The following is a 21,699-nucleotide window of genomic DNA, read 5'->3' on the forward strand; positions in this document are numbered from 1 at the left end:
GTCGGGCGATCCTACTGCGCGTAAACGTAGGTTGCAGGCACGGCATACTCGTGCAGCAGGCGGCTGATGAACAGCAGCAGCAGGATCAGGATGATCGGCGAGATGTCGACGCCGCCGAGATTGGGCAGCAGGTTGCGGATCGGCCGCAGCACCGGCTCGGTGATCCGGTAGAGCACCTCGCCGATCTGCGCGACGATCGGATTGCGCACGTTCACCACGTTAAAGGCCACGAGCCAGCTGAGGACCGCGCTGGCGATGAGGACGTAGATGAAGAGCTGGACGACCGTGTCGAAGAGCCAGATCAGGGCGTTCATGCGGGTTCGCGCGCTATCCTCGGGGCGCCCGCGACCCAGCGCCGGAGCGGCGCGTGGCGGACGACGGTGAAACAGGAATTGACAGGCTGAGCCGCCCGCGCCTACAAGGCCGGCGCCTCGACGGGGCTGTAGCTCAGATGGGAGAGCGCCGCAATCGCACTGCGGAGGTCAGGGGTTCGAATCCCCTCAGCTCCACCACTTATTTTTCGTGTCAGAAATACGAGTGGTGGCAATGGTTTAGGAGGTCGCTCCCCGAGCTTTCTCCCCAGGTCTCCCCATCCAGAGGGTGTACTTCTCCCCAAACCGCAGCACGCGCTGCGAATCCGTTCCTTCGTTCGGTTCCTTCGCCGTTGTGCAATCGCGGCGCGCTCCGCAGCAACCGAATCGCACGTCGGATCAAGCATACTTTATCGCCCGACGCATGTCGCGCAAAGGCATGAAACTAGCCGCGCTCGGCTTCGAGGTATGCCCGCCAGGACATCGCGTCGGGCGAGCACGTTCATCTGCACAACATGGAGATGCGCGACGGTGCCGTCGCTCACGATTTCTGCGCCGATGCCCGGCCGACGCCGCTGCTCCCCGAAGCCGAGCGGCCCACCTTCCAGGGCTACCGGCGGCCGAACGGCGACATCGGCACGCGCAATTACATCGGCATTCTGACCTCCGTGAATTGCTCGGCCACCGTCGCCAAGGCGGCCGCCGACCTCATGAACCGTACCGGGCTCGCCGGACACCCGAACGTCGACGGGGTCGTGGCGCTGACCCATGGTGGCGGCTGCGCCATCAACACGGCCACCGAGGGCTACCGGTTCCTGGCGCGCACCCTCTCCGGCTACGCCCGCAACCCGAACTTCGGTGGCATCCTGATTATCGGCCTTGGCTGCGAGACGAACCATATCGGCAAGCTGATGGAGGAGTCGCGCCTGTCGGAGGGGCCGTTCCTGCGCACCATGACGATCCAGGGGATGGGTGGCACCCGCAAGACGGTGGAGGCGGCGGCCGAGGCGATCCGCGGGATGCTCGACGCGGTGAACGCGGTCGAGCGCGAGACCGTGCCGGTGTCGGGGATCAAGCTCGCCCTCCAGTGCGGCGGCTCGGATGGCTACTCGGGCATTTCGGCGAACCCCGCACTCGGCCACGCCGCGGACCTGCTGGTGCGGCACGGCGGCACGGCGGTGCTGTCGGAGACGCCGGAGATCTACGGTGCCGAGCACCTCCTCACCCGCCGGGCCGTCGACCGGGCGGTGGCTGAGAAACTCGTTGCCCGGATCGCGTGGTGGCGCGACTACACTGAGCGGCACGGGGCGGAGCTGAACAACAATCCCTCCCACGGCAACAAGGCCGGGGGGCTGACCACGATCTTGGAGACGTCCCTCGGGGCGGTGGCCAAGGGCGGGACCATGCCGCTCACGGCGGTCTACGAGTACGCCGAGCCCATCGACCGCAGCGGATTCGTCTTCATGGATACGCCCGGCTACGATCCCGTCGCGGTGACGGGCCAGGTCGCAGGCGGCTGCAACATCATCTGTTTCACCACCGGCCGGGCTCCGTCTCGGGTTTCAAGCCGGCACCTTGCATCAAGATCGCCACCAACTCCGAGATGTACGCCCACATGGAGGAGGACATGGACATTGACTGCGGCGGCGTCGTCACCGGGCAGGATACGATCGAGGCGGCGGGAGAGCGGATCTTCGAGCGGATCATCGCGGTCGCCTCGGGCGAGCGCTCGCTGAGCGAAGGCTACGACTACGGCGACAACGAGTTCGTGCCCTGGCCGCTCGGCGCCGTGACGTGAGCGAGGCAGGCAGCGTCCGCGGGCGCGGATCCCGGACCCGCACCGCACGGCCGGGGCGGGTCGTGGCTGCGCGCCGCCGTCCAGCCTATGCGCTGATCGGCGACGCGTTGCGCGTCGCCATCGAGGCCGGCAGGCTGGCCCCAGGCTGCGTGCTGGTGGAGAGCGCAATCGCCGGGATGTTCAAGGCGAGTCGCTCGCCCGTCCGACAGGCCTTCGCGGCCCTGGAGGAAGCGGGTCTTGTCCACCGCTTCGACGGCCGAGGTGTCGCCGTCGGCGGTGCGCCTCCGGACCGGCGCCTCGCCGTCACGCCGGACCTGATCGAACTCGACGGGGAACTTGGCCCGGACGAGGGCTGGGAGCCGTTCTATTACGCGCTTGAGCGCGACGTCATCCTCGCCTCCCTCCTCGGTCGCTTCCGCGTCAACGAGCTGGCGCTCGCCCGACATCTCAGCGTGGGCCGCACCGTCGCCCGTAACCTGCTCCTGCGTGCGCAGGGCGTCGGGCTCGTGACAAAGGAGGGGAATGGTCAATGGCAGGTCATTCCCCTCGACAGCACGCGAGTCGAGCATCTCTACGACCTACGCCTCATCCTCGAACCGCCGCTGCTCCGCGCCGCGATCGGGCGCATCCCCGCTTCGGCCCTCGCCGCGATGGAGGCGCGCCTCGTCGAAGCGGCCCGCGCGATGCCGGACCCCGACATCGCCGGGCTCGATGTCCTCGAGAACGACCTGCACGTCGCCTGTCTTGCCCACAGCCCGAACACCGAGATGGCGGAGGCCTTGCGCCGGACGCGCTGCCTCCTCGTCGTCGGCAAGCACATCCAGAATGCCTTGCCCGACCGACCGGGAACCGACCCGTTCATGGACGAGCATCTCCACGTGCTCAATGCCGTCCGGGCGGGGGATCACGAGACCGCCTGCCGCGCCCTGAGCGAACACCTCGTCTCATCCAAGGCGAAGGCGCTCAAGCGCCTGAAGGTCTTCCAGCTCGGACAGCCTGACGTGAAGTCTCCGTATATCATCCCAGGGTCGTCGCATTCGTCCGGCCATCTTCGGGATGATGCCACGCACGTGGATCGATAGGACCGCGTCCGGCGCGCCTATCCGAGGATCTGGGATGACCGAGCGGGACACGAATCCGGACGCGATCGCTTGCCGACCGAGCCATGCCGGCCGGCGCGTCCTCGTCACGGGAGCCGGCCGCGGGATCGGCCGGGCGATCGCGGAGGGGTTTGGCCGGCGCGCGGCCCTGGTCGGCGTCGCCGACGTGAACCCGGAGGACGTGGCGGCGACGGTTTCGGTCATCGAGGCTGCGGGCGGGCGCGCCCTGCCGTTGCAGTTCGACGTCGCCGACTACCCGGCGACCGAGGCGGCCCTGTCCGAGGCCGCCGCGGCGCTGGGCGACCCGTTCGACACAGTGGTCAACAATGCCGGCATCTCCCCCAAGCACGCCGGGGCGGCCCACCGCGTCTGGGAGATGGATCCGGCCGAGTGGAGCCGCGTCATCGCGGTCAATCTGACGGGCGCGTTCAACACCGTTCGGGCGCTGTCGCCGGCGATGTGCGCGGCCGGGCGCGGCTGGATCGTCAACCTGTCGTCGGTGGCGGGAAAGACCTACTCGCCGATCGTCGCCTGCCACTACGCGGCGTCGAAGGCCGGGCTGATCGGCCTCACCAAGCACCTCGCCGCCGAGCTCGGGCCGTTCGGCATCCGCGTCAACGCAATCGCCCCGGGCCGGATCGAGACCCCGATGGTCCGAGCGGTAGGCCGCGCTGTCAACGACGAACAGGTTCGCCTGACCCCGATGGGCCGCCTCGGCGCCGCCGAGGAGGTCGCGGATCTCGCCCTCTACCTCACCTCCGCCGAAGCCAGCTTCGTCACCGGCCAGACCGTCGACGTCGCCGGCGGCCTCTACATGACGTGAAGCCGGAGCCGGTCAGGACAACAGATGGACGGAAGGACGGCCATGAACAGCGCACGCACCGCGGTTGGGATCACCGGGCGGACCCGGGTCTACGGAATCCTGGCGGACCCAATCTACCATGTGAAGGCTCCCGAGGTGATGAGCGCGCTGTTCGCCCGCCACGGGATCGACGGCGTGCTCGTCCCGCTTCACGTGCCGGCGGACGGCTTGGCCACGGTGATGGACGGGCTGAGGCACCTGCGCAATTTCGGCGGCTTCATCGCCACGGTCCCGCACAAGACGGCAATGACCGACCTGTGCGACGCGCTCACTCGCGAGGCCGAGCAGATCGGGGCGGTCAACTGCGTACGGCGGGAGGCCGACGGGCGCATGGTCGGCACGATGCTGGACGGGGTCGGGTTCGTCGAGGCCTTGCGCGCCTCGGGCCTGGAGCCCCGCGGCCGGAGCGCGGCGCTGGCGGGGGCTGGCGGCGCGGCGAGCGCCATCGCCTTCGCGCTCGCCGAGGCGGGCGTCGCGCGCCTGACGATCCTGAACCGCACCGCCGACCGCGCGCAGGCGCTGGCGGAGCGCCTGCGCGCCGCCTATCCCGGGCTGGTGGTCGCCGCCGAGGGCGCCCAGGCGGAGCACGACCTCCTCGTCAACGGCACGTCGCTCGGGATGCGTCCGCAGGACGCCGCGCCCTTCGATCTGAGCACCCTCCACGACGGGCAGTTCGTCGCCGAGGCGATCATGGATCCGGAGACCACGCCGCTGCTCGCCACGGCGCAGGCCGCGGGCTGCCGCATCCAGAAGGGCCTGCCGATGCTGGAGCACCAGATCGCCCTGATGGCCCGCCACATGGGCGCCCTCTGAGGCCGGATCCTGGGGCGAACCGTGGCGCAGACCTTGGCACCGACCGACACCGACGCAATTGAGGCGGGCGACTTCGACTACGTGATCGTCGGCGGCGGCACGGCGGGCTGCGTCCTCGCCAACCGGCTGACCGAGTCCGGGACGCGCCGGGTGCTGCTCCTTGAGGCGGGGGGACAGGCGCGCAGCCCCTGGGTCTCGATCCCGGCCGGGTTCAGCCGCCTGCTCCAGCACCCGTCCTACAATTGGCGCTTCCGGACCGAACCCGAGGAGGCGACCGGCGGCCGGGTGATCGCGGTACCGCGGGGGAAGGGACTCGGCGGGTCGACGCTGATTAATGGCATGATCTACGTGCGCGGGCAGCCGCAGGATTACGATGCCTGGGCGCAGGCCGGGTGCCGCGGATGGGGCTTCACCGACGTGCTGCCCTACTTCCAGAGGCTCGAGGATTACGACGGGGCGGCCGATCCGCTGCGCGCCCGCGGTGGCCCGCTGCCGCTCACCGAAGTCTCCGAGCGGCCGGCCATCGCGGAGGCCTTCATCGCCGCCGCGCAGGCGGCCGGGTATCCGCGCAATCCCGACTACAACGCGGCGAGTCAGGACGGCTTCGGCTATTATCAGGTCAATCAGCGGCGCGGGCGGCGGGTCAGCGCCGCCGACGCCTACCTGAAGCCCGCGCTGGGACGCGCCAACCTCGCCGTCATGACGGACGCGCACGTCCTGCGGCTGACTTTCGACCGGGAGCGGGCGAGCGGCGTCGCCGCGCTGGTCGGCGGGCGCGAGCGGCTGTTCCGCTGCCGCGGGGAGGTGATCCTCGCTGCGGGCGCGGCTCAGACACCGCAGATCCTGGAACTGTCCGGCCTCGGCGATCCGGCGATCCTCTCCGGGCTCAGCGTGACGGTGCGGCGCGCGCTCCCGGGCGTCGGCGCCGACTATATGGACCATTACTGCACGCGCATGAACTGGCGCGTGCGCCTGCCGGTGACGCTGAACGAGCAGACGCGCGGCCTCCGCCTCGGGCTCGCGGCGGCGCGCTATCTCGCGACTCGGCAGGGGATCCTGTCGCTCGGGACCGGCCTCGCCCACGGCTTCGTGCGCACGCGGCCCGGACTCGACGGGCCCGACGTGCAGTACTTCTTCATGCACGCGAGCTACGCCAACGCCGCCGAGCGCAAGCTCGACCGGCTGCCCGGCATGACGATCGGCGTCACGCAGTTGCGGCCGGAATCGCGCGGCACGATCCACGCCGCCTCGCCCGATCCGCTGAAGCCCCCGGTCATCCGCCCGAACTTCCTCGCCACCGAGGAGGATCGTCGAGCGATGGTCGAGGGCATGAAGATCGCCCGGTCCATCGTCGAGCAGGCGCCGATGGACCGCTTCCGCGGGGCCGAGCTCACCCCGGGACCCGCGTGCCGGACCGATGCGGACTGGCTCGATTTCGCCCGCCGCGACGGCCAGACGATCTACCACATCTGCGGAACGTGCCGCATGGGCGGCGATCCCGGGTCGGTCACGGATCCGAACCTGCGCGTGCGCGGCGTGACCGGCCTGCGCTTGGCGGACGCCTCGATCATGCCGCGCATCGTCTCTGGAAATACGCAGGCGGCTGTGTTCATGATCGCCGAGAAGGCGGCCGACTTGATCCGGGCCGATGCTTGATCTGTTCTGGCCATCGCGCCCAGGTGCGCGTACGGCAGGACTGCGCCGGCCCCGCACTGCGCCGATTGCGGTCCCGTTGTCGGCCGCGCTGCGCAGCAGATCTCAGTTCAGAGGCGTTCAGAAAATCCGGCACCTGAGGATCGACGTCATGCTCTACATGGTCCACATGCAGGTCAATATACCGACCAGCCTGCCGAAGTCGGAAGCAGATCGCCTGAAGGCCGAGGAAAAGGTTTACGCGCAGAAGCTCCAGCATGAGGGGACATGGCGGCATCTCTGGCGCATTGCTGGGCAGTACGCCAATTACAGCGTGTTCGACGTTCCCGACAACGACGAGCTTCACGAAATCCTGAGCTCGCTGCCGCTCTATCCGTACATGTCGATTAGCATCTCGCCTCTGGCGTAACATCCTTCTGCCATCGCGGCCAACTGATGGATCAACGACCATGCCCTACATGATCGAGACCTTCGACAAGGCCGGGAGCCTGGAGATCCGTAAGGCGAACCGTGCCGAGCATCTCGTCTACCTCGACAGGATCAAGGATCAGCTCCTGGCTTGTGGCGCGAAGCTGAACGACGACGGAAGCGATGCCGGCGGCGGCCTGTACGTGGTTGACGTCGAAAGCCGCGCGGATGCCGAGGCGCTCATCCACGCAGACCCGTTCTACAAGGTGGGCCTGTTCGAGCGCGTCGAGATCAGACGCTGGCGCAAGGCCTACCTCGACGGCCGAAGCTATCTCTAAGCGCGCGAGACAACGTTTTCCGCCGGGCGCGGTGGCGACCGGTGGCACCGCCGCGCCGACGACCGTCCATCGAAGCACAGCGGCCGATCAGGGGGCTGACGCGCAACCGTCTCGAACGGGGCGCGGCACATCGGATGAACCGCGCCGCTGTTCAGCGCCACGCCATGGCGCTGCTCGATGTCTCCGGCGCGGAGAGAGCGCATCAAGAGCAATAAGCAGGGGAGGATATCATGATCTGTCGTACCTTGGTGGCAGCCGCTGCGTTCGGCACCGCCTCTCTCACCGTCGTGCCGGCATCCGCCCAATACGCTGATGGCGGCATCAAGATCGGCATTCTGACAGACATGTCCGGTGGTTATTCGGATCTCGCCGGCCGAGGATCCGTGACAGCCGCCCAACTCGCGGTGGAGGATTTCGGCCGTACGATCAATGGCCGAAAGATCGAGCTGATCTTCGCCGATCACCAGAACAAGGCGGACATTGCTTCCTCGATCGCGCGCCGCTGGTTCGATACCGAAGGTGTCGACGCAATCTTCGACACAAATTCCCCGGTCGCGGGTCTGGCCGTGCGCGAGGTCGCGCGCAGCAAGGGGAAGATCGACATCAACTCCGGTGCCGGTTCCATGGCGCTGACCAACGCCGCCTGTTCGCCGACAGGTGCCCACTGGACCTGGGACACCTACTCCCTCGCGGCCGGGACGGCCTCCGCTCTGGCCGATGATCCGAAGAATACGTGGTTCTTCATCACGGCCGACTACACCTTCGGGCACGACCTCGAGGCGCAGGTCACCCGCGTCGTCAAATCGAAGGGCGGCACGGTGCTCGGCTCGGTCAAGCACCCTTTTCCCAATCCCGACTTCTCGTCCTACCTGCTCCAGGCGCAGGCCTCGGGCGCGAAGATCATTGGCATGGCCAATGCCGGCGCCGACACGATCAACACCATCAAGCAGGCGAGCGAGTTCGGGATCCTGCAGGGTGGACAGCGATTGGGCGGCCTCAATATCTTCCTGACCGACATCTATTCCGTCGGCCTGCCGGCCGCTCAGGGCATGATTCTCACGACGGGTTTCTACTGGGATATGGATGAGCAGACGCGCGCCTTCGCCCGGCGCTTCGGCGAGCGGATGGGCGGCAGGATGCCGACCATGGTGCAAGCCGGAGACTATTCGGCCGTGCTCCACTTCCTCAAGGCGGCTGAAGCCGCCGAGACCGACGACGGCCTTCGGGCGATGGCCAAGATGCGCGAATTGCCGATCCAAGACTTCTTCGCGCGGAACGCCAAGCTGCGCCCAGATGGACGCATGGTGCACGATATGTACCTCGCCCAAGTGAAAGAACCGGCAGAATCGAAGGGGCCATGGGATTTTTATAGGATTCTGAAGACGATTCCTGGCGAGCAAGCGTTCCAGCCTCTGTCCGAAAGCACGTGCAAGTCGGTGAAGGATTGATACGCACCTTCGCGATGCACTGTGCGCTGCGACGATCAACCGTTCGCGCGCAGCGCGGTTATAAGCCGGGGTGCAGGAGAGCCAGTTTCTCCCGCTTGCATGCTGAAGCCGTTGGTCTGCTTTTCCGGCGAGCCTTCTCGGAAGCGGATCGGCCGCTCTCGGCCACCTTCGGTGATTCTGGCTCGACCAGACTTCCAGCAAGCGGACCTTCTGAAGGGTTTGAGAAGGGCCGATTTCGTTGAAAGACTCGCGGTTGGCTTAGACCGGGGGCTTGGCCGAGGGGGGCTCCGGCCGATCAGGCTTGGCTCGGCTGCCGCCGGCAGGATCAGCTTGGCCAGCTCCCGCAGGTTGTGGGCGGCGGCCGCGAGGACGAACTCGTCCCGGGCCCCGTCTGGCCCCCGCAACCGAAGCCGATCCAGCTTCAGGATCCGCTTGCGGTCGGCAAACAGTATCTCGACCTTCTTGCGCTCCTGCCGCGAGGCACGGCCCGCCTCCGAGGCACAGGCGTCGCGCGCCATTTGTTGGGCGCTCAAGTGAATCGAGCGTGGGATCTTGTGGGCGGATGCGTTGGGGCAGCATCGTCGCTTAAGCGCAGGCATCGCAGTCGTGCTTGCTCGCGCGGTAGCGCAGCATCCCGTCTGCGTCGACGAGCGGGGGCGGCGTCCGATAGACCTTCCGACGTTGTAGCAGGTGCGTGCCGGCCGGGCAGATGTAGGCGTTGGCGCCAAGGTCGTAGGTAAAGGCCGACCGGCAGAAGGTGCCGTCGCGGCGTCCGCACTTGTCGAAGACGGGGATGTGCGGCTCTCGATGCCCTGGTCGCGGACGAGCCAGCCCAGCATCGCGGCCGCATCGAGATCGACTGAAACACCGTGGAGCGCGCGATCCGGTTACTGGATTTGAATCAGAAGAATGCCCTGTTTGCTGGTTCGGAGGGTGGGCGCGAGCACTGGGCGGTAATCGCCTCGTTGATCGCGACCTGGAATCCCATCTGCGGAGAGCCGCAGGCCTACCTCGCCGACGTCATCACCCACATCGTCGAGGGTCATCCCCCGCGGTACTTCGACGAACTTTCGCCTTGGGCCTACTCAGGCGCATCCACGCTTCGAGCCACGGCCTGAAGACAGCGCTTACGTCGATCGAGATGGTACCCGAGGACCGCTGCATCGCCGTCAACCGCGACGCCTACACGCCCGCTTTCGCATCAGATGGCATAGACCGAGTGCGTGACCTGATCGCCGAACTCGCCGAGGCTGCCCTTCCGCTCAATCCAGGTTGACCGTAACCTCCACCGCATTCCTACGCCACAAAGAGGCGCGCGCCGCTCGGTCCATGCGCTCCTCATCGACCACCGTCCCACCAGGTTAACACGCAGCGCTCAGAGCGGGCGCGGTCCAGGACGGGCGGTGCAACTAAACTGAACGGATGCGGCAACTCTCCTACGTCGCAACAAATCACAGCGACTGAACCACAGATAACGCCGCTACATTCAGCTATCTACAGCAGGAACAAAACAGAAGAATGGACGACAATTTGACAATGGAACAATTATATTAAGTGTGCTTTGCCCTTGTTCTAGCTAAGATGCCCACTGTCAACGATAACACCGGTGGAAAAGCTCTCGGAGCAACCCCTTCAACAGCAACGATATCAAAGTGATTGGATATTTCTTCTATCAAATCGAAATAAGAGAAGCCCTTGTGTTCGTCGCGCTCGATGCTTTTACTATTGAAACAAGTTGCGGCAATTAGTTCCCTAAGATTATACGTATAACTATCTCTGAATCCGAGCACCCTCTTTAACACATATTTTAATAGGAAAACGGGACCCAACTCGTTGGGCACGGAAACGATCAACATGCCGTCCGTTATCCGGGCCAGCTGCGTCACATATTCCCTAGCGACCGGCGGCGGCAAATGCTCAAGCGTCTCCAATGCAACAGCTACGTTGAAGGCGCCATCTGCGTAGGCGCCGAGCGATGAAGGGCTCCTTGTCTCGATAAACGTTATCTCATGCCGGTCTTTGAAGCGCTCACGTCCAAGAGTAAGCCCGCCCTCCCAATTAGCGTCTAACCCAACGTAACGCTCTAAGGGGGCTGCGATGTAATCAATCGTCCGTGCATCAAAGCATCCAAGCTCCACTATACGCAATGGACCAATAACAGCCGTGGACACATTATCTCTGAACCATTCAAATCGCGAAGTATGATATGATCTCCGCAATACTGACCCAGCAAACAGCCTGGCGTTATAGTCTGCTCTCTGTTCCATCCCGCTCTCCACGTTTTCTCGACGGCGGAAATTCATCGTATGTTACCGGTTATGACGGACAGTTTGCGATTAAATCATAACTCATCATGTTAGTTATTCTAATTGCCCGACTTTTAACTTATTCCTAGAAAGTTATTCACTCTCATTTCGTACTGCGGATAATTCTCACCCCGCCTATCTTTGCTTCTTTGTCGCTCGTATTATCATCGAGCGTGAGTGCTCGAATGGCAGCGGTCGAAGTCCTGCGGCCTCAACTAAGCGACGCATTCTTTTTTTCGTCTGAACTGTCTCGCAACTTCCCGAGAGCCTGATCTGGCGCCCGAATATCGCGAGTATCATACCGTTCAATGACACAAATGTCCGACTTAATATTGCCCTCACATTGAAATGCACCAAATCGGTGTATAATCTCCTGAGCAAGTATTTCGGCGGATGCATCGTAGCCCAAAATTCACCATCAACATCTAAAACACGCTCGATCTCGAACATAGCTTGCGAGAGATGCATATATGGGAGGGACCCTTTCGAAAAGACGAAGTCGAAATGTCTGTCGGGAAAGGGAAGATTTTCTCCAGCAGCAACGGCCAGATGAATATTATCCGGAACCATCTTCAGCCCTGCCGCGACGGCGACCGGATCGACATCGACTCCCCAGGCTTGGCATTTCGGCCCGACATGCAAAGCCATCAGCGTCTGGCCCATGCCGCACCCGACGTCTAGTATACGTCGATGATGCGGTCTGATGAGCGGCAATACGTGCCTTGGATCACTTGGATCTAATGCAATCTGCAATTCCAACTTATGGTAGCTGATTACGCTCATCGCGTACTCTCCATATGACTATTAATGTCATCGCGTTTCAAATACACCTGCCCTGCGTATGGTGGCGGGTTGTTTCCAAACGATCGAAACCGAATGTATAACAAAACAATGTGCCGAATGGGTCGAGGATGAAATGCAATTTTGAATTGGAGTACGATGTTTTCGAAGCGGCTAGTCCTTTCTGGAGTTCGGTTTCGTCAGAAGACCGTGCCAAGGCTGGCAATTTCCTGCATCATAGGCTTCAAAACACGCGCACCGGTCTGCGACAGATGACCGCCATCGAAGTAGAGCAGTTGGCCAGTCCGATCTTGGATCGCGCACATTGGGGTGCAGAAATATGATTCAGGGTGGAATAGACGGAGGTTAGCGAGTTGCGAGGCAAGAGCGCCAAGCTGCTCGATGGCGGCTCGGTGGCTTCGACCGTAGTCGTCCAAGCTGCGATGCGGCTTCAGCGTTTGCTGTCCCGCGTAGAGCGTCAAATAGATCTGTTTGGGAACGTGGTAACCAGGATCCGGTATTGGCAGAATCACCGCCACCGTTATATCCTTGACTGCCGCTAGCTGCGCCAAGCGCTCAATAGCGCCTAAGTAAAAATGGTAGGCTGTCGAGTGTAATACAATCACTCGCGCATTGCGCAATTGCGCCTCGGCCATCACCGCTTCCGGGCTGAGCGCCAGATCCCCAACGGCATCATTCGCTATCATCAGCCGCACGGATCCGCCGGCACCTTCAACTGCCTCGGCGAGTTCCCCCTTTAACACATCGGCATGGCTATCGCCGACGAGCAGGTAGACTGGTCCCCTGTCGCCACTCACGAGGCAGGAGTGGTCGAATGGGTGGAGCAGGCGCCCGAATTTAGGGCAACGGTAGGGAAGGCGGTCGAACCAGACCGAGACGACCTGCGATTCCCGCGGCGAAAGCGTCGCCCGGTTGATCGTTAAAGAGATAGCCGCGATGGCGCTCGTCGCGAGCGCGCCCGCCGTTACAGTGCCAAGGACGAAGCGCCCCGACTTATGGGCGAGAAACGGCACCTCGACGAGATGATGAAGAAGGACCGACGTCACTGCGGTCAGGAGCAGGGTGGTAATATAGCCGCTGTACCAACCGAGATCCAAGCTGCCGCCGGAAAATGGCCGGTAGGCGAGGAAAGCGATAATCGGAAAGTGCACAAGATAGATTGAGTAAGAATATCTACCGAGAAGTTCCATCAGCGCCGCCGGCCGGGAGGCTCCGGCCCGAGGCGCAAGGCCGGCGGCAATAAAGATTCCACTCAGCACAGAGATGGTGATGGCAAAGCTGGCTGCCCCGGCTGCGATGTAGGGAGCCGCGAGGATGCAAACGGCGAGCAGGAGCAGGGCAACTTCGCCGGTCTTTGTGGGGAATTTTGGCAGCCTCAGGCGCGCGGTGTAGAAGCCGATCATGAACTGCCAAACGCGGGCCGGCGTCTGGAAGAAGGCAGTCTTCGGCGATATGATTGACAACAGCAAATAAAGGGCCAGTGAGCCGAGCGCCAGCAGCAGTACCAGCTTCGGCCAGCGGCGATGCGCGACCGCGAAGAGTGGGAAGATAAGGTAGAATTGGAGCTCGACACCCAACGACCAAAAGTTGAGGAATGGGCGAAAATAATCCGAATTGAAGTATTCTGTGTCTAACCAAAAACCGACGTTCGGCGCAAGTATGGCCGACCACCAAGCGTAACGAGCAACATCGGCGAACTCATGCGGGAGGACGATCAGAGCCGAGACGACAATTGTGAGCAGCAGGACAGTGTAATAAGCTGGGAGCAATCGTGATAAGCGCCGGCAATAGAACTCCCAGAGACTGGTTCGATCCGCAATATCGCCGTAGAGGAGTGCCATCAGGAAGCCACTGATGACGAAGAAGGCATCGACCCCAAGATAAGCAAAGTCGAAACCTGGGATGTGTAAATGGTAGAAGAGGACGAGCGTCACCGCGAGCCCGCGCAAGACCTCAATATGACGCATCTTCCTCGCTTGGATCATCGCGATAACGCTTTTTATTTTCCGATTCCGAATATTATGCCGCATGACGGCTCGGTCAAAGCGCCGATTGGGCGCAAAGACACTCGGGCAGGCACAAATTAAAACCTAAACAAACTGCTTCACCCATTCGCACGCTCGCGAATAGGGTCTTGAAATTTAGTAGAGCTACCGCGAGCGGCCTTTCAATCACATGGGTGGATTATATCAGGATTCAGGTGATGCCGCAACATAACTTGACATACGTGATCTCGATTCTCGGCAGATAAGGTCTGTGTGGCCTGCCACCCACGTATACACCCGGGATGCATTCCAGGAATGAGGATTTTTGATTGTAGAGGTTGCTGTTTGCTCGCGCGTACTGTGGTTGACCTGATGAGCACAAGTCGGTCGTATTTCTATAATAGATAACAAAACCAAAGTTATCACATCTATCTATCATTTTGACCGCCATTGTGATGACTACGTGCTAGTTGGATAGATCTGCTGAGATAAAAAATTTATTGAGCATGGATCGCGATTTTACTGACGATATAAGTTAGACAACGCGTTCGGAATGAACATATTCTAGGTGAGCCCTGCGAGTCTTGAACTTGGCTCAGGCTGTCTGCTTGATCCTCACCGAGGCCGAAACGACGCGGATGCACGCGATCAAATGAAATCGGACTGGCACTCCCGCGCATGTTGGGCGTAGCTGGCAAGATGCATCGCCTGCTGCCGCACCGGATGCAGGTCTTCAAGTGCTTCGCTGATCCGGCCTGGCCGAGAAGGTGGAGGACTGGCTTCCGACGAACTTACTCGATGGGAATCTCCGTGTCGTCAGCCTGTACGTCCACTGGATAATTAGAGCGCTCACCGGATCCAGACGCTGGAGCGCACCCGAGCCGACCGCTGGCTCTCGCTAAAACGGCCGGGAGCGCGCATCCACGACTGCATCCGTCACGTCACCACGACCCTGTTTGAATCACTCCGGGATTTTCGGATGCTCTCCAACTGGAAGTGCCCAAGTTTTGCTAAGATGATCCGAAGCGAGAGAAAAGGCTCTCGTACTGAGGTATGATGCTCGCTAGCGAGTATTTCTCGGCAGGCGTATCCGGTACCTGCGTACGTCCCCGATCCATCCACGTCTGAATTGCTTCCGCGAGCGAGGCAGCGCTTACTGAGTCGGCGATTACGCACTCGGACACGACCTCTAAGATTTCGCGCAGGCCACCGGCAGCCGGCGTGGCGATGACCGGTGTTCCGCAAGCGAGGGCCTCCAGCACAACGTTCGGAAAAGCCTCGCAATGCGACGATATGACGACAGCATGAGCGCCGACGAACCACACGTAAGGATTAGGTTGGAACCCGGCGAAATGTACCTGCCCGGCAACCCCGAGCTCCTCGGCAAGATCTTGAAGGGTAACCTGGAGAGGGCCGTCGCCCAGGATCGTGAGATGCACGTTCGGCGTGCCGAGCTGCGCGATAGCTCTGATCAGGAGGTCAAATCCCTTCACCTCCACGAGACGGCCCGCCGCCAGCAGCTTGATCGCGCCCCGCGGAACGGGAAAGGGTGGGGATGCCTCCGCGGCGAGGAGTCTGATGCGCGCGATGTCCACGGGATTGTGGATCACCGCCGTCCTCTCCTTCGGAAACCAGAAGATGTCGGTGAGTTCGCGCTGCATGTGACGCGACTGACACACCATGACATCGAAGCGCCGGTACAAGACGGCTACGCATATCCGGGCCATGGTGTGAACGAAATGGTTCGCGATGTTCAAACTTACCACATGCGTTTCACGTCCGATGAGCGTCACCTTGCGAGGCAGGAGCGGCCGGCACAGGGCCATCGTCAGGTTGAGATGGCCGAACGTGGAGAAGACGATGTCGGGCCGGCGGCGCCAGATAAGCGGAACGATGCGCCATAGTGCGTAGCGTACCCGAGACGCTTTCAGGTCGATGACTTCCACGTCCGCGGGAAGATCGTCGCGAAAAACGCTGGTGCGCAGATCGACGACTGCGAGGATGATGCGAAAGCGGCGTCGACTTAGATGCCTGAGAAGCGTGGTGATGACACGCTGCGCTCCGCCCGGTCCGAGATTGGGGATCAGGAATAAGACGCACTGTTGCGTGCTCACGGCTTCGCCAAACAACTGCCGAGGATTGCGGTCGACGGAAACTGGCTCTTTGAGCTTGGGACACAAGGACTCGTCCTCCGCCAGACAAGGCGCCGGCAACGGGTCGCCCGTCGGCGCTCGACAAAGACGCGTGATCAAGTCGCCCTCCTGAGCTAAATCCGGGCCTCCTTCGTGAGCTCGCTCATGTTCAGAGACTTTAGCTTGTCCGTGTGAATCAAGTCCGCGATCACATCCAGAAGCTGGCGCAGCCGCGAGATGCGTTCGTCCATGTTCCGGCCGAGGTTGTGAGGATGCCACCAGTAGTGGTGAACGATACCAGGTTGCCCCCCCCGCATAGGCCTCTTCAACCGCGCCAGATGCAGATGCCAGAGGGACCTGGGAAGGTTGAAACGAACGAAGCCGCTCGATCGCGTCATGCCTCGGATGGGCGGCTCGGGATGTCGCGCGAAAGGATTAAAAGCATCCAACAACTTCAGGCTGCGAGGCAGATACGTCCTATCCGCTGCGGCGGTGCAGTTGAAGTACCATGACGTCTCGTTGCCTCTAACGATCTCGACGCCATTATTGTACATCTCTGAAAGAAATGCGATTTGGTTTCGGGGAAAGACCAAGGAGATTGGCTCGACGCCGTAACGCTCCACAAATAATGACTTGATGGCAGCGTGGTCCGCGAGCGCGTCTGCTGCCGTAACGCCTGGTTCCCCAAGGTACAGGTGCGAGAAGGTGTGGCTTGCGAGGTCCTGATGCGGCGTCGCTAGGATTTTGGCGAACATCGCGGGCGAGAAGTGCAAGCGACCGTCTGGATCGCGATCGGCGTAACAAGGCTTCACGCATAAGTGGGCAGCTTCATAGGCGGGTGGGGCCGGGGCTCGCGCGAAGTACTCCTGCCACCCCGAGCAAGCCATCGCGCCGACAGTTGCCCACGTGGCATGGATGCCGCGTTCGTCGAACATCTTGAGCATTTTCTCGACACATGCGTCTTCGTTCTCAAGCTCCTCGCGATACGACTCCCAATCATCGCCAAGTCGATCGTGAACCCCCCACCGGTGCTCGTAGTCCAAAGAAATCACAATGGTCGGCCGCTCATCGGCTGGCTGTATCGATCTTAAGAGGGGCATCCCTCACCTCGTTCATGCAGATATTTGCAATTTTCATCCAGTTCTATTGTCAGATTTTCTGCTCAACAAGACTTTTGTCTCGGAGGCCTGTACCTTGAGGACTGGAGACGAGTTCACGATAAACATCAAAAGTACGTTCTATTACGATGCGCTCATCGAACTCGGTGAGCGCGATCGTGCGACCGGCGCATCCCATCGCCTGGACGTGCTCGGGATGGTCGATCACGGAAGCGATGGCTTCGGCAAGCCTCGGCGCGTCTCGCGGCGGGACCAGAAACCCATTGACGCCGTGACGTACGACCTCGCGGCAACCCGGGACATCTGTTGTGACGATGGGAAGCCCGGCCGCGGCAGCCTCAATGAGGATCCGCGGCGTGCCTTCCCGATAGCTCGGAAGCACCACCAGATTGACTTGGGTCAGCAACGTCTCAATCGAGGACACATGACCGATATAGTGAATTCTATCGGCCTTGCTCCATTCGTTCAGCTGAGTCCTCGGAACCGACGTCGGATTACCCGGATCTAGGTCGCCCGCGAGCAGGAACTGCACCGCCGGATGACGCTCCCTCAGCAGGCTTGCCGCTTCGACGTACTCCCAAACGCCCTTTTCCCACAGGAGCCGCGTCGCCATGAGAACGCGAAAGGGATGGGGCCGCAACGGTACGGAGCTCGGGACGAACTTGGCCGTATTCACCCCGGAGCTACGGATGACGCGCACCCGCTCCGGCTTGACCAGCCTCTGCTTCAGGAAAAGTTCCAGATCGTCAGGATTCTGTAGAACGAGATAATTACGCGGCCTGTTAATGGCGTACCGCAGTAGCCCGCGAACCGGCGCACGCAGCAGGCGTGCGGTCAGCGTATCGCCGCAGAAGACGTGTCCGAGTCCCGTGACGGCGCTCACCGACGCCTTAACGCCGGCCAGCCGGGCGGCAACTGCTCCGTAGACGACGCATTTGATCGTAAAATGATGTACAAGGTCCGGTCGCTCTGCACGGTATAACCTCGCCAGTTGGCTGAGTAGCCGCGCCTCGCGAAGCGGGTTGAGACTGCGACGGCTCATCCGGACTGGACGCCAACGAAAGCCTTCCGCCTCGAGTTCTGCTCCGTAAGGCCCATGCGGCGAGACCATCACCACCTCGGCTCCAGCGCCCCGAAGCGCCTTCGCCAGTGGCAGCCTGAAATTGTAGAGATACCACTCGCTATTGGCGAAGAAAATCACCTTCATGATTGCCTCCGTAGCGAATCAAATTTGTCGATAATTAACTAACGAAGAAGCAACGCATTTGATATCCGCAGCAAGTTGGATTTTCTCACGTAGTTGCGCGTGAGCAGCAGTGTTTGATAGACCTTTGCGTAAGCTCTATCTATATTTGATAACTTGCGCTCGGAGTAGTCGATGCGCATTTCTGGCACGCTCGTCAGATTGTCACGGTATTTTTTGATGTTTCTATAAAATCGTTCCAGATCGGATCGAGTCCAAGCATTGTGGTGCATGCAGACCGTCCAAACGCCTTCTCGCCGGGGTGCGAAATTCCAAATTTGCTGCGGAATCCAGAACATATTCCTGCGGTCGAAGCCTGGTCTCGTGAAAAATCCGTCGCTTACCGTATCGATTCCTTCAGCCCGGAGCGCCTCAAGCGTGTGCACATCGAAGCTATGCGCCGGCGCGATCCAGAGGTCTGGTATCACGCCGTGATCGCGGAAGATGGCAACGCCGCGCCTGATCTTTTCGCGCTGAACGCCCGCCGGCAGCCCTGCGAATTCGCTATACTTGTTGATGCCGATGCATCCAGCATCATTCGTGACGTAGGCATGTTGATAACCGTGAAGGCCGATTGTCCAGCCCATGCCCTGCCACTTGCGCACCTCCTGCCAGAAGTTCTGGTAAGGCCTATCGACATGGAGTTTGGGATCCTGATTGTCGGGTATGACGGCGAGGATCGGCTTCACATCACATTCGACCAAAATATCTTCGATTTCCCTCCAAAGACTCCAATTCATCGTCGGGCAGATATCGTCAAACCTGACTAGATATCTCGCGCTAGAGGGGGATGGTGGTTTGCCCATATCGAGCCTTGCCATCTCACGCTCCCAGATGCTCATGATCGAGTCGATGGAATAACGCTCACGCACAGCAAGGCCCGCTCGGCCGAGTTCGGCTCTCCTTGCCGGATTGCCGATCAGGCTCGCCATCGCCTCGGTCAGTCGATCTACGTCGTTCGGCGGGACGAGGACACCGTCAAGCCCGTTGCGCAGGATTTCGCGGATACCGCCCGGACAGTCGTAGCTGAGGACGGGCAGGCCGGATGCCATAGCTTCCTGCAAGGCGCACGGAAATCCTTCGTGGCGCGAAGCCATCACGAAGAGGCCGGCCTCGCGCATATAAATTTCGGGATTCGCGCTGTACCCCACGCACTGGACTCGGTCGTTCACTCCGAGGTCCGCGGCAAGTTCTTCCAGGCTCGCACGCAGCGAGCCTTCACCGACCAGCAGCAGCCGCCAGTTGGGAAACTCTGTGGCGACGCGCGCGAAAGCCCGAACGACGTGGTCGAGTTGTTTCACCGCCTCCAGTCTGCCGACCGTTATGAGCACGGATCGGGCGGTGCTCACGGTGCTACCATCCGCGCCAAGGCCAAGATCGCGCACGGGGTTCGGGATGACGACGATCCGGCGCTGCATGGACGGCCAGAAAAACTGTCCCGCATCGCGGGTCAGCACGACCAGCGCGTCGGCCAACGGGTACGTCGCACGTCTCAAGATCCGCCAGATCCGGTTTCGCGGCGACGCAACAGGGATCGTGTGCTCCGCTACGATCACGGGAACGCCCAGAAATCGGGTTGCGAGCAAGGTCAGGATGTTGTCGGTGACCATGAAGCTGATCACGACGTCCGGGCTAATTCCGGCAATGGTGCGCCGCAGGGCGAGCAGGCGACGCAGGTTGTTGGAAAGTCCGACGAGTGGTGAGCGGGCGGCGCAATTTAAGTTGAGGGAAACGCGCGCGACACGCGGGTCCATCCGGTAATCGGCCGCGGTTTCCGCACCGATCGTTACGACAGTCACGCGGCGCCCCCGCGCGGCCCAGTAGTCCGCCATCAGGGCCATCACACGCTCCGCACCGCCGAGTGTCATCGCATGAATGACGAAGACCACGTTTCCGACCGGCTGTGCCGACAGCCTATTTCCCCGACCAACGACGGTTTCGGCTGGTGAGCGCGCGAGGTCGCGTGCGTCGACCCGCTCGTCGGCATCGCACCTCATGACGCCCTCCTTCGAGACGCATCGAGGAGCCGCGTTGCCATATATAAGAGGAAGGCGGCGGACACGACGTAGACCAGCGCCGTCGACAAACCCAAACCGACCACCCCGAACCGAGACATGAGCGTGTAGTTCGCGACGACGTTCGTAATCGCGCAGATGACTGTTCCCCAGAGCATGATCCGGTTGGCTCGAAGGGCCATCACGAAGCGTACGGCGAAGCCGCTGACGAAGAAGAAGGGCACTTGCAGCAGAAGCGCCGCTTGGACGTTCGCGACGACCGCGGTGTCGGATGCCGAGAACGCTCCACGTTCGAACAACAGGGCGACGATCGGTTTCGAGAAGACGACGAGGCCGATGGTGAGCGGCACGCTGACCAGAAAAAGAAGCCGAACATACCGCCACAGGAGCGCCTGCATCTCGGAAAAGCGCTGCTCGGCCGCCATCGCCGACAAGTGCGGGAGCGCCGCAGTCGTCAGCGATGCCGCGCCGATGCCGATCACGAACGCTGTAATCTTGTTGCCGTAGCTCAGGGCCGCGACGCTGCCCATTGGAAGCATGGTTGCCATAGCGTTATCGATTATTTCGGTGCTGCCCATCAGGATCGCGCTAGCGACACCCGGAAGGTACTGCCTGAGCGCCAACGCCAGATGCGCGTTCATCCCGTACCAGCGCGGCAGCAAGCTCCAGCCTTCCCGTCGCACTGCGAAGGCGAGCAGCGCAGCCTCCAGAACGGCCCCGATGAGAAAGGCGCCTACTAGCGTACGGGCGCCGTATTCGCAGCCGAAGGCGGCCAGTGCGAGCACAGTGCTCAGGGACGTCGCCAGGGGGATCAGCGAGGCCAGGGCGAACTTGTGTCCCGCATTGAGCACGTCCCCCCACATGACCGAGAAGCCGCGGATGAGGAGCACCGGCAACAACCAGTAGAATATCTGTTCGGTGAGCATCAGCTTCTGTGGTGAGAAGCCCGAGCATAGCACGAGTAGGAGCATGGGAGCCGCGAGCGCCAGCATCAGGATCACCGCGAGCAACATGGCGCCCGCCAGACAGGCGACGTTCGAGATCAGCCTCTGAACATCGTTTCGCCCGTAATTGAGTCTGAGATCGACGAGGACGGGAACGATGGCCGAATTCGATCCCCCCGCAATGACCGATAGGATAAAGGTCGGAAGCAGCAGCGCCATCATGAAGGCTTCCAGCTCGTCGCTGCGTGCGAAGTAGCCGGCGAGCATGAGCTCCTTCACCATGCCACCAAACCGGACGATCAGGGCGGCGCTCGCCACGATAGTGGCGGCACGCAGGATGCGCATTCCGACGACGCGTTCATCAAGGTCTCCCGTCGACTCACGCGTTCGACCGACCAGGACTGCCGAGAGGGAAGCTGCCATG

General features: G+C 61.8%; 16 protein-coding genes, 1 tRNA gene and 3 pseudogenes. 10 read left to right on the forward strand and 10 right to left on the reverse strand.

Going from position 1 to position 21,699, the window contains the following annotated elements:
- Nucleotides 1-11: 11 nt before the first annotated feature.
- Entirely contained in the window at nt 12-314 is a 303-nt protein-coding gene (locus AC3WSN_RS21235) for a YggT family protein (RefSeq protein WP_091722957.1), read from the reverse strand.
- 122 nt (nt 315-436) lie between these two features.
- Between AC3WSN_RS21235 and AC3WSN_RS21240 the strand changes: the two genes are divergently transcribed.
- The 9 genes and pseudogenes from AC3WSN_RS21240 (at nt 437) to AC3WSN_RS21280 (ending at nt 8,731) form a co-directional block, all read left to right on the forward strand.
- Nucleotides 437-512 (forward strand) — tRNA-Ala (locus tag AC3WSN_RS21240).
- A 320-nt stretch (nt 513-832) separates the two neighbouring features.
- A pseudogene (locus AC3WSN_RS21245) lies at nt 833-2,109 on the forward strand (UxaA family hydrolase).
- 62 nt (nt 2,110-2,171) lie between these two features.
- A complete protein-coding gene (locus AC3WSN_RS21250) occupies nt 2,172-3,191 on the forward strand; it encodes a GntR family transcriptional regulator (protein ID WP_492540593.1) in 1,020 nt (339 codons plus the stop codon).
- A 34-nt stretch (nt 3,192-3,225) separates the two neighbouring features.
- A complete protein-coding gene (gene fabG / locus AC3WSN_RS21255) occupies nt 3,226-4,032 on the forward strand; it encodes a 3-oxoacyl-ACP reductase FabG (RefSeq protein WP_492540595.1) in 807 nt (268 codons plus the stop codon).
- Between the two features lie 42 nt (nt 4,033-4,074).
- A complete protein-coding gene (locus tag AC3WSN_RS21260) occupies nt 4,075-4,884 on the forward strand; it encodes a shikimate dehydrogenase family protein (RefSeq protein ID WP_492540597.1) in 810 nt (269 codons plus the stop codon).
- A gap of 33 nt (nt 4,885-4,917) precedes the next feature.
- Complete coding sequence (locus tag AC3WSN_RS21265; RefSeq protein WP_492543192.1) at nt 4,918-6,540, forward strand: GMC family oxidoreductase; 1,623 nt, start codon at nt 4,918-4,920, stop codon at nt 6,538-6,540.
- Nucleotides 6,541-6,688: 148 nt separating this feature from the next.
- Nucleotides 6,689-6,946, forward strand: a complete 258-nt coding sequence (gene catC / locus AC3WSN_RS21270; RefSeq protein ID WP_492543194.1) for a muconolactone Delta-isomerase — start codon at nt 6,689-6,691, stop codon at nt 6,944-6,946.
- 40 nt (nt 6,947-6,986) lie between these two features.
- Complete coding sequence (locus AC3WSN_RS21275; RefSeq protein ID WP_492540599.1) at nt 6,987-7,283, forward strand: YciI family protein; 297 nt, start codon at nt 6,987-6,989, stop codon at nt 7,281-7,283.
- Between the two features lie 230 nt (nt 7,284-7,513).
- A complete protein-coding gene (locus AC3WSN_RS21280) occupies nt 7,514-8,731 on the forward strand; it encodes an ABC transporter substrate-binding protein (protein ID WP_492540604.1) in 1,218 nt (405 codons plus the stop codon).
- Nucleotides 8,732-9,054: 323 nt separating this feature from the next.
- Here AC3WSN_RS21280 and AC3WSN_RS21285 read toward each other — a convergent pair.
- Nucleotides 9,055-9,579, reverse strand: a pseudogene (locus AC3WSN_RS21285) (transposase); the annotation flags it as partial.
- Between AC3WSN_RS21285 and AC3WSN_RS21290 the strand changes: the two are divergent.
- A pseudogene (locus tag AC3WSN_RS21290) lies at nt 9,574-9,849 on the forward strand (transposase domain-containing protein); the annotation flags it as partial. The pseudogenes AC3WSN_RS21285 and AC3WSN_RS21290 overlap by 6 nt on opposite strands.
- Nucleotides 9,850-10,281: 432 nt before the next feature.
- On the opposite strand, the gene AC3WSN_RS21295 reads toward AC3WSN_RS21290, so the two are convergent.
- From AC3WSN_RS21295 to murJ, 8 genes are all read right to left on the reverse strand, one after another.
- On the reverse strand, nt 10,282-11,034 hold the full coding sequence (locus AC3WSN_RS21295; RefSeq protein WP_492540611.1) for a class I SAM-dependent methyltransferase: 753 nt from the start codon (nt 11,032-11,034) through the stop codon (nt 10,282-10,284).
- Between the two features lie 138 nt (nt 11,035-11,172).
- Complete coding sequence (locus AC3WSN_RS21300) at nt 11,173-11,820, reverse strand: class I SAM-dependent methyltransferase (RefSeq protein WP_492540613.1); 648 nt, start codon at nt 11,818-11,820, stop codon at nt 11,173-11,175.
- A 197-nt stretch (nt 11,821-12,017) separates the two neighbouring features.
- The gene (locus tag AC3WSN_RS21305; protein ID WP_492540615.1) at nt 12,018-13,868 is read right to left on the reverse strand and encodes an acyltransferase family protein; all 1,851 of its coding nucleotides are present in this window, start codon (nt 13,866-13,868) and stop codon (nt 12,018-12,020) included.
- Between the two features lie 965 nt (nt 13,869-14,833).
- Nucleotides 14,834-16,003: a glycosyltransferase gene (locus AC3WSN_RS21310; protein WP_492540617.1), complete on the reverse strand. Its 1,170-nt coding sequence runs from the start codon at nt 16,001-16,003 to the stop codon at nt 14,834-14,836.
- An 86-nt stretch (nt 16,004-16,089) separates the two neighbouring features.
- On the reverse strand, nt 16,090-16,998 hold the full coding sequence (locus AC3WSN_RS21315) for a polysaccharide deacetylase family protein (RefSeq protein WP_492540619.1): 909 nt from the start codon (nt 16,996-16,998) through the stop codon (nt 16,090-16,092).
- 106 nt (nt 16,999-17,104) lie between these two features.
- Entirely contained in the window at nt 17,105-18,280 is a 1,176-nt protein-coding gene (locus tag AC3WSN_RS21320) for a glycosyltransferase family 4 protein (RefSeq protein WP_492540621.1), read from the reverse strand.
- 38 nt (nt 18,281-18,318) lie between these two features.
- Entirely contained in the window at nt 18,319-20,313 is a 1,995-nt protein-coding gene (locus AC3WSN_RS21325) for a DUF2334 domain-containing protein (RefSeq protein ID WP_492540624.1), read from the reverse strand.
- Nucleotides 20,310-21,698 carry a murein biosynthesis integral membrane protein MurJ gene (gene murJ / locus AC3WSN_RS21330; RefSeq protein ID WP_492540631.1) on the reverse strand — a complete coding sequence of 463 codons (1,389 nt, stop codon included), beginning with the start codon at nt 21,696-21,698 and terminating at the stop codon, nt 20,310-20,312. Before murJ ends, AC3WSN_RS21325 begins: the two co-directional genes overlap by 4 nt.
- Nucleotide 21,699 lies beyond the last annotated feature (1 nt).

Source organism: Methylobacterium sp. FW102-HT35C08 (assembly GCF_058790235.1).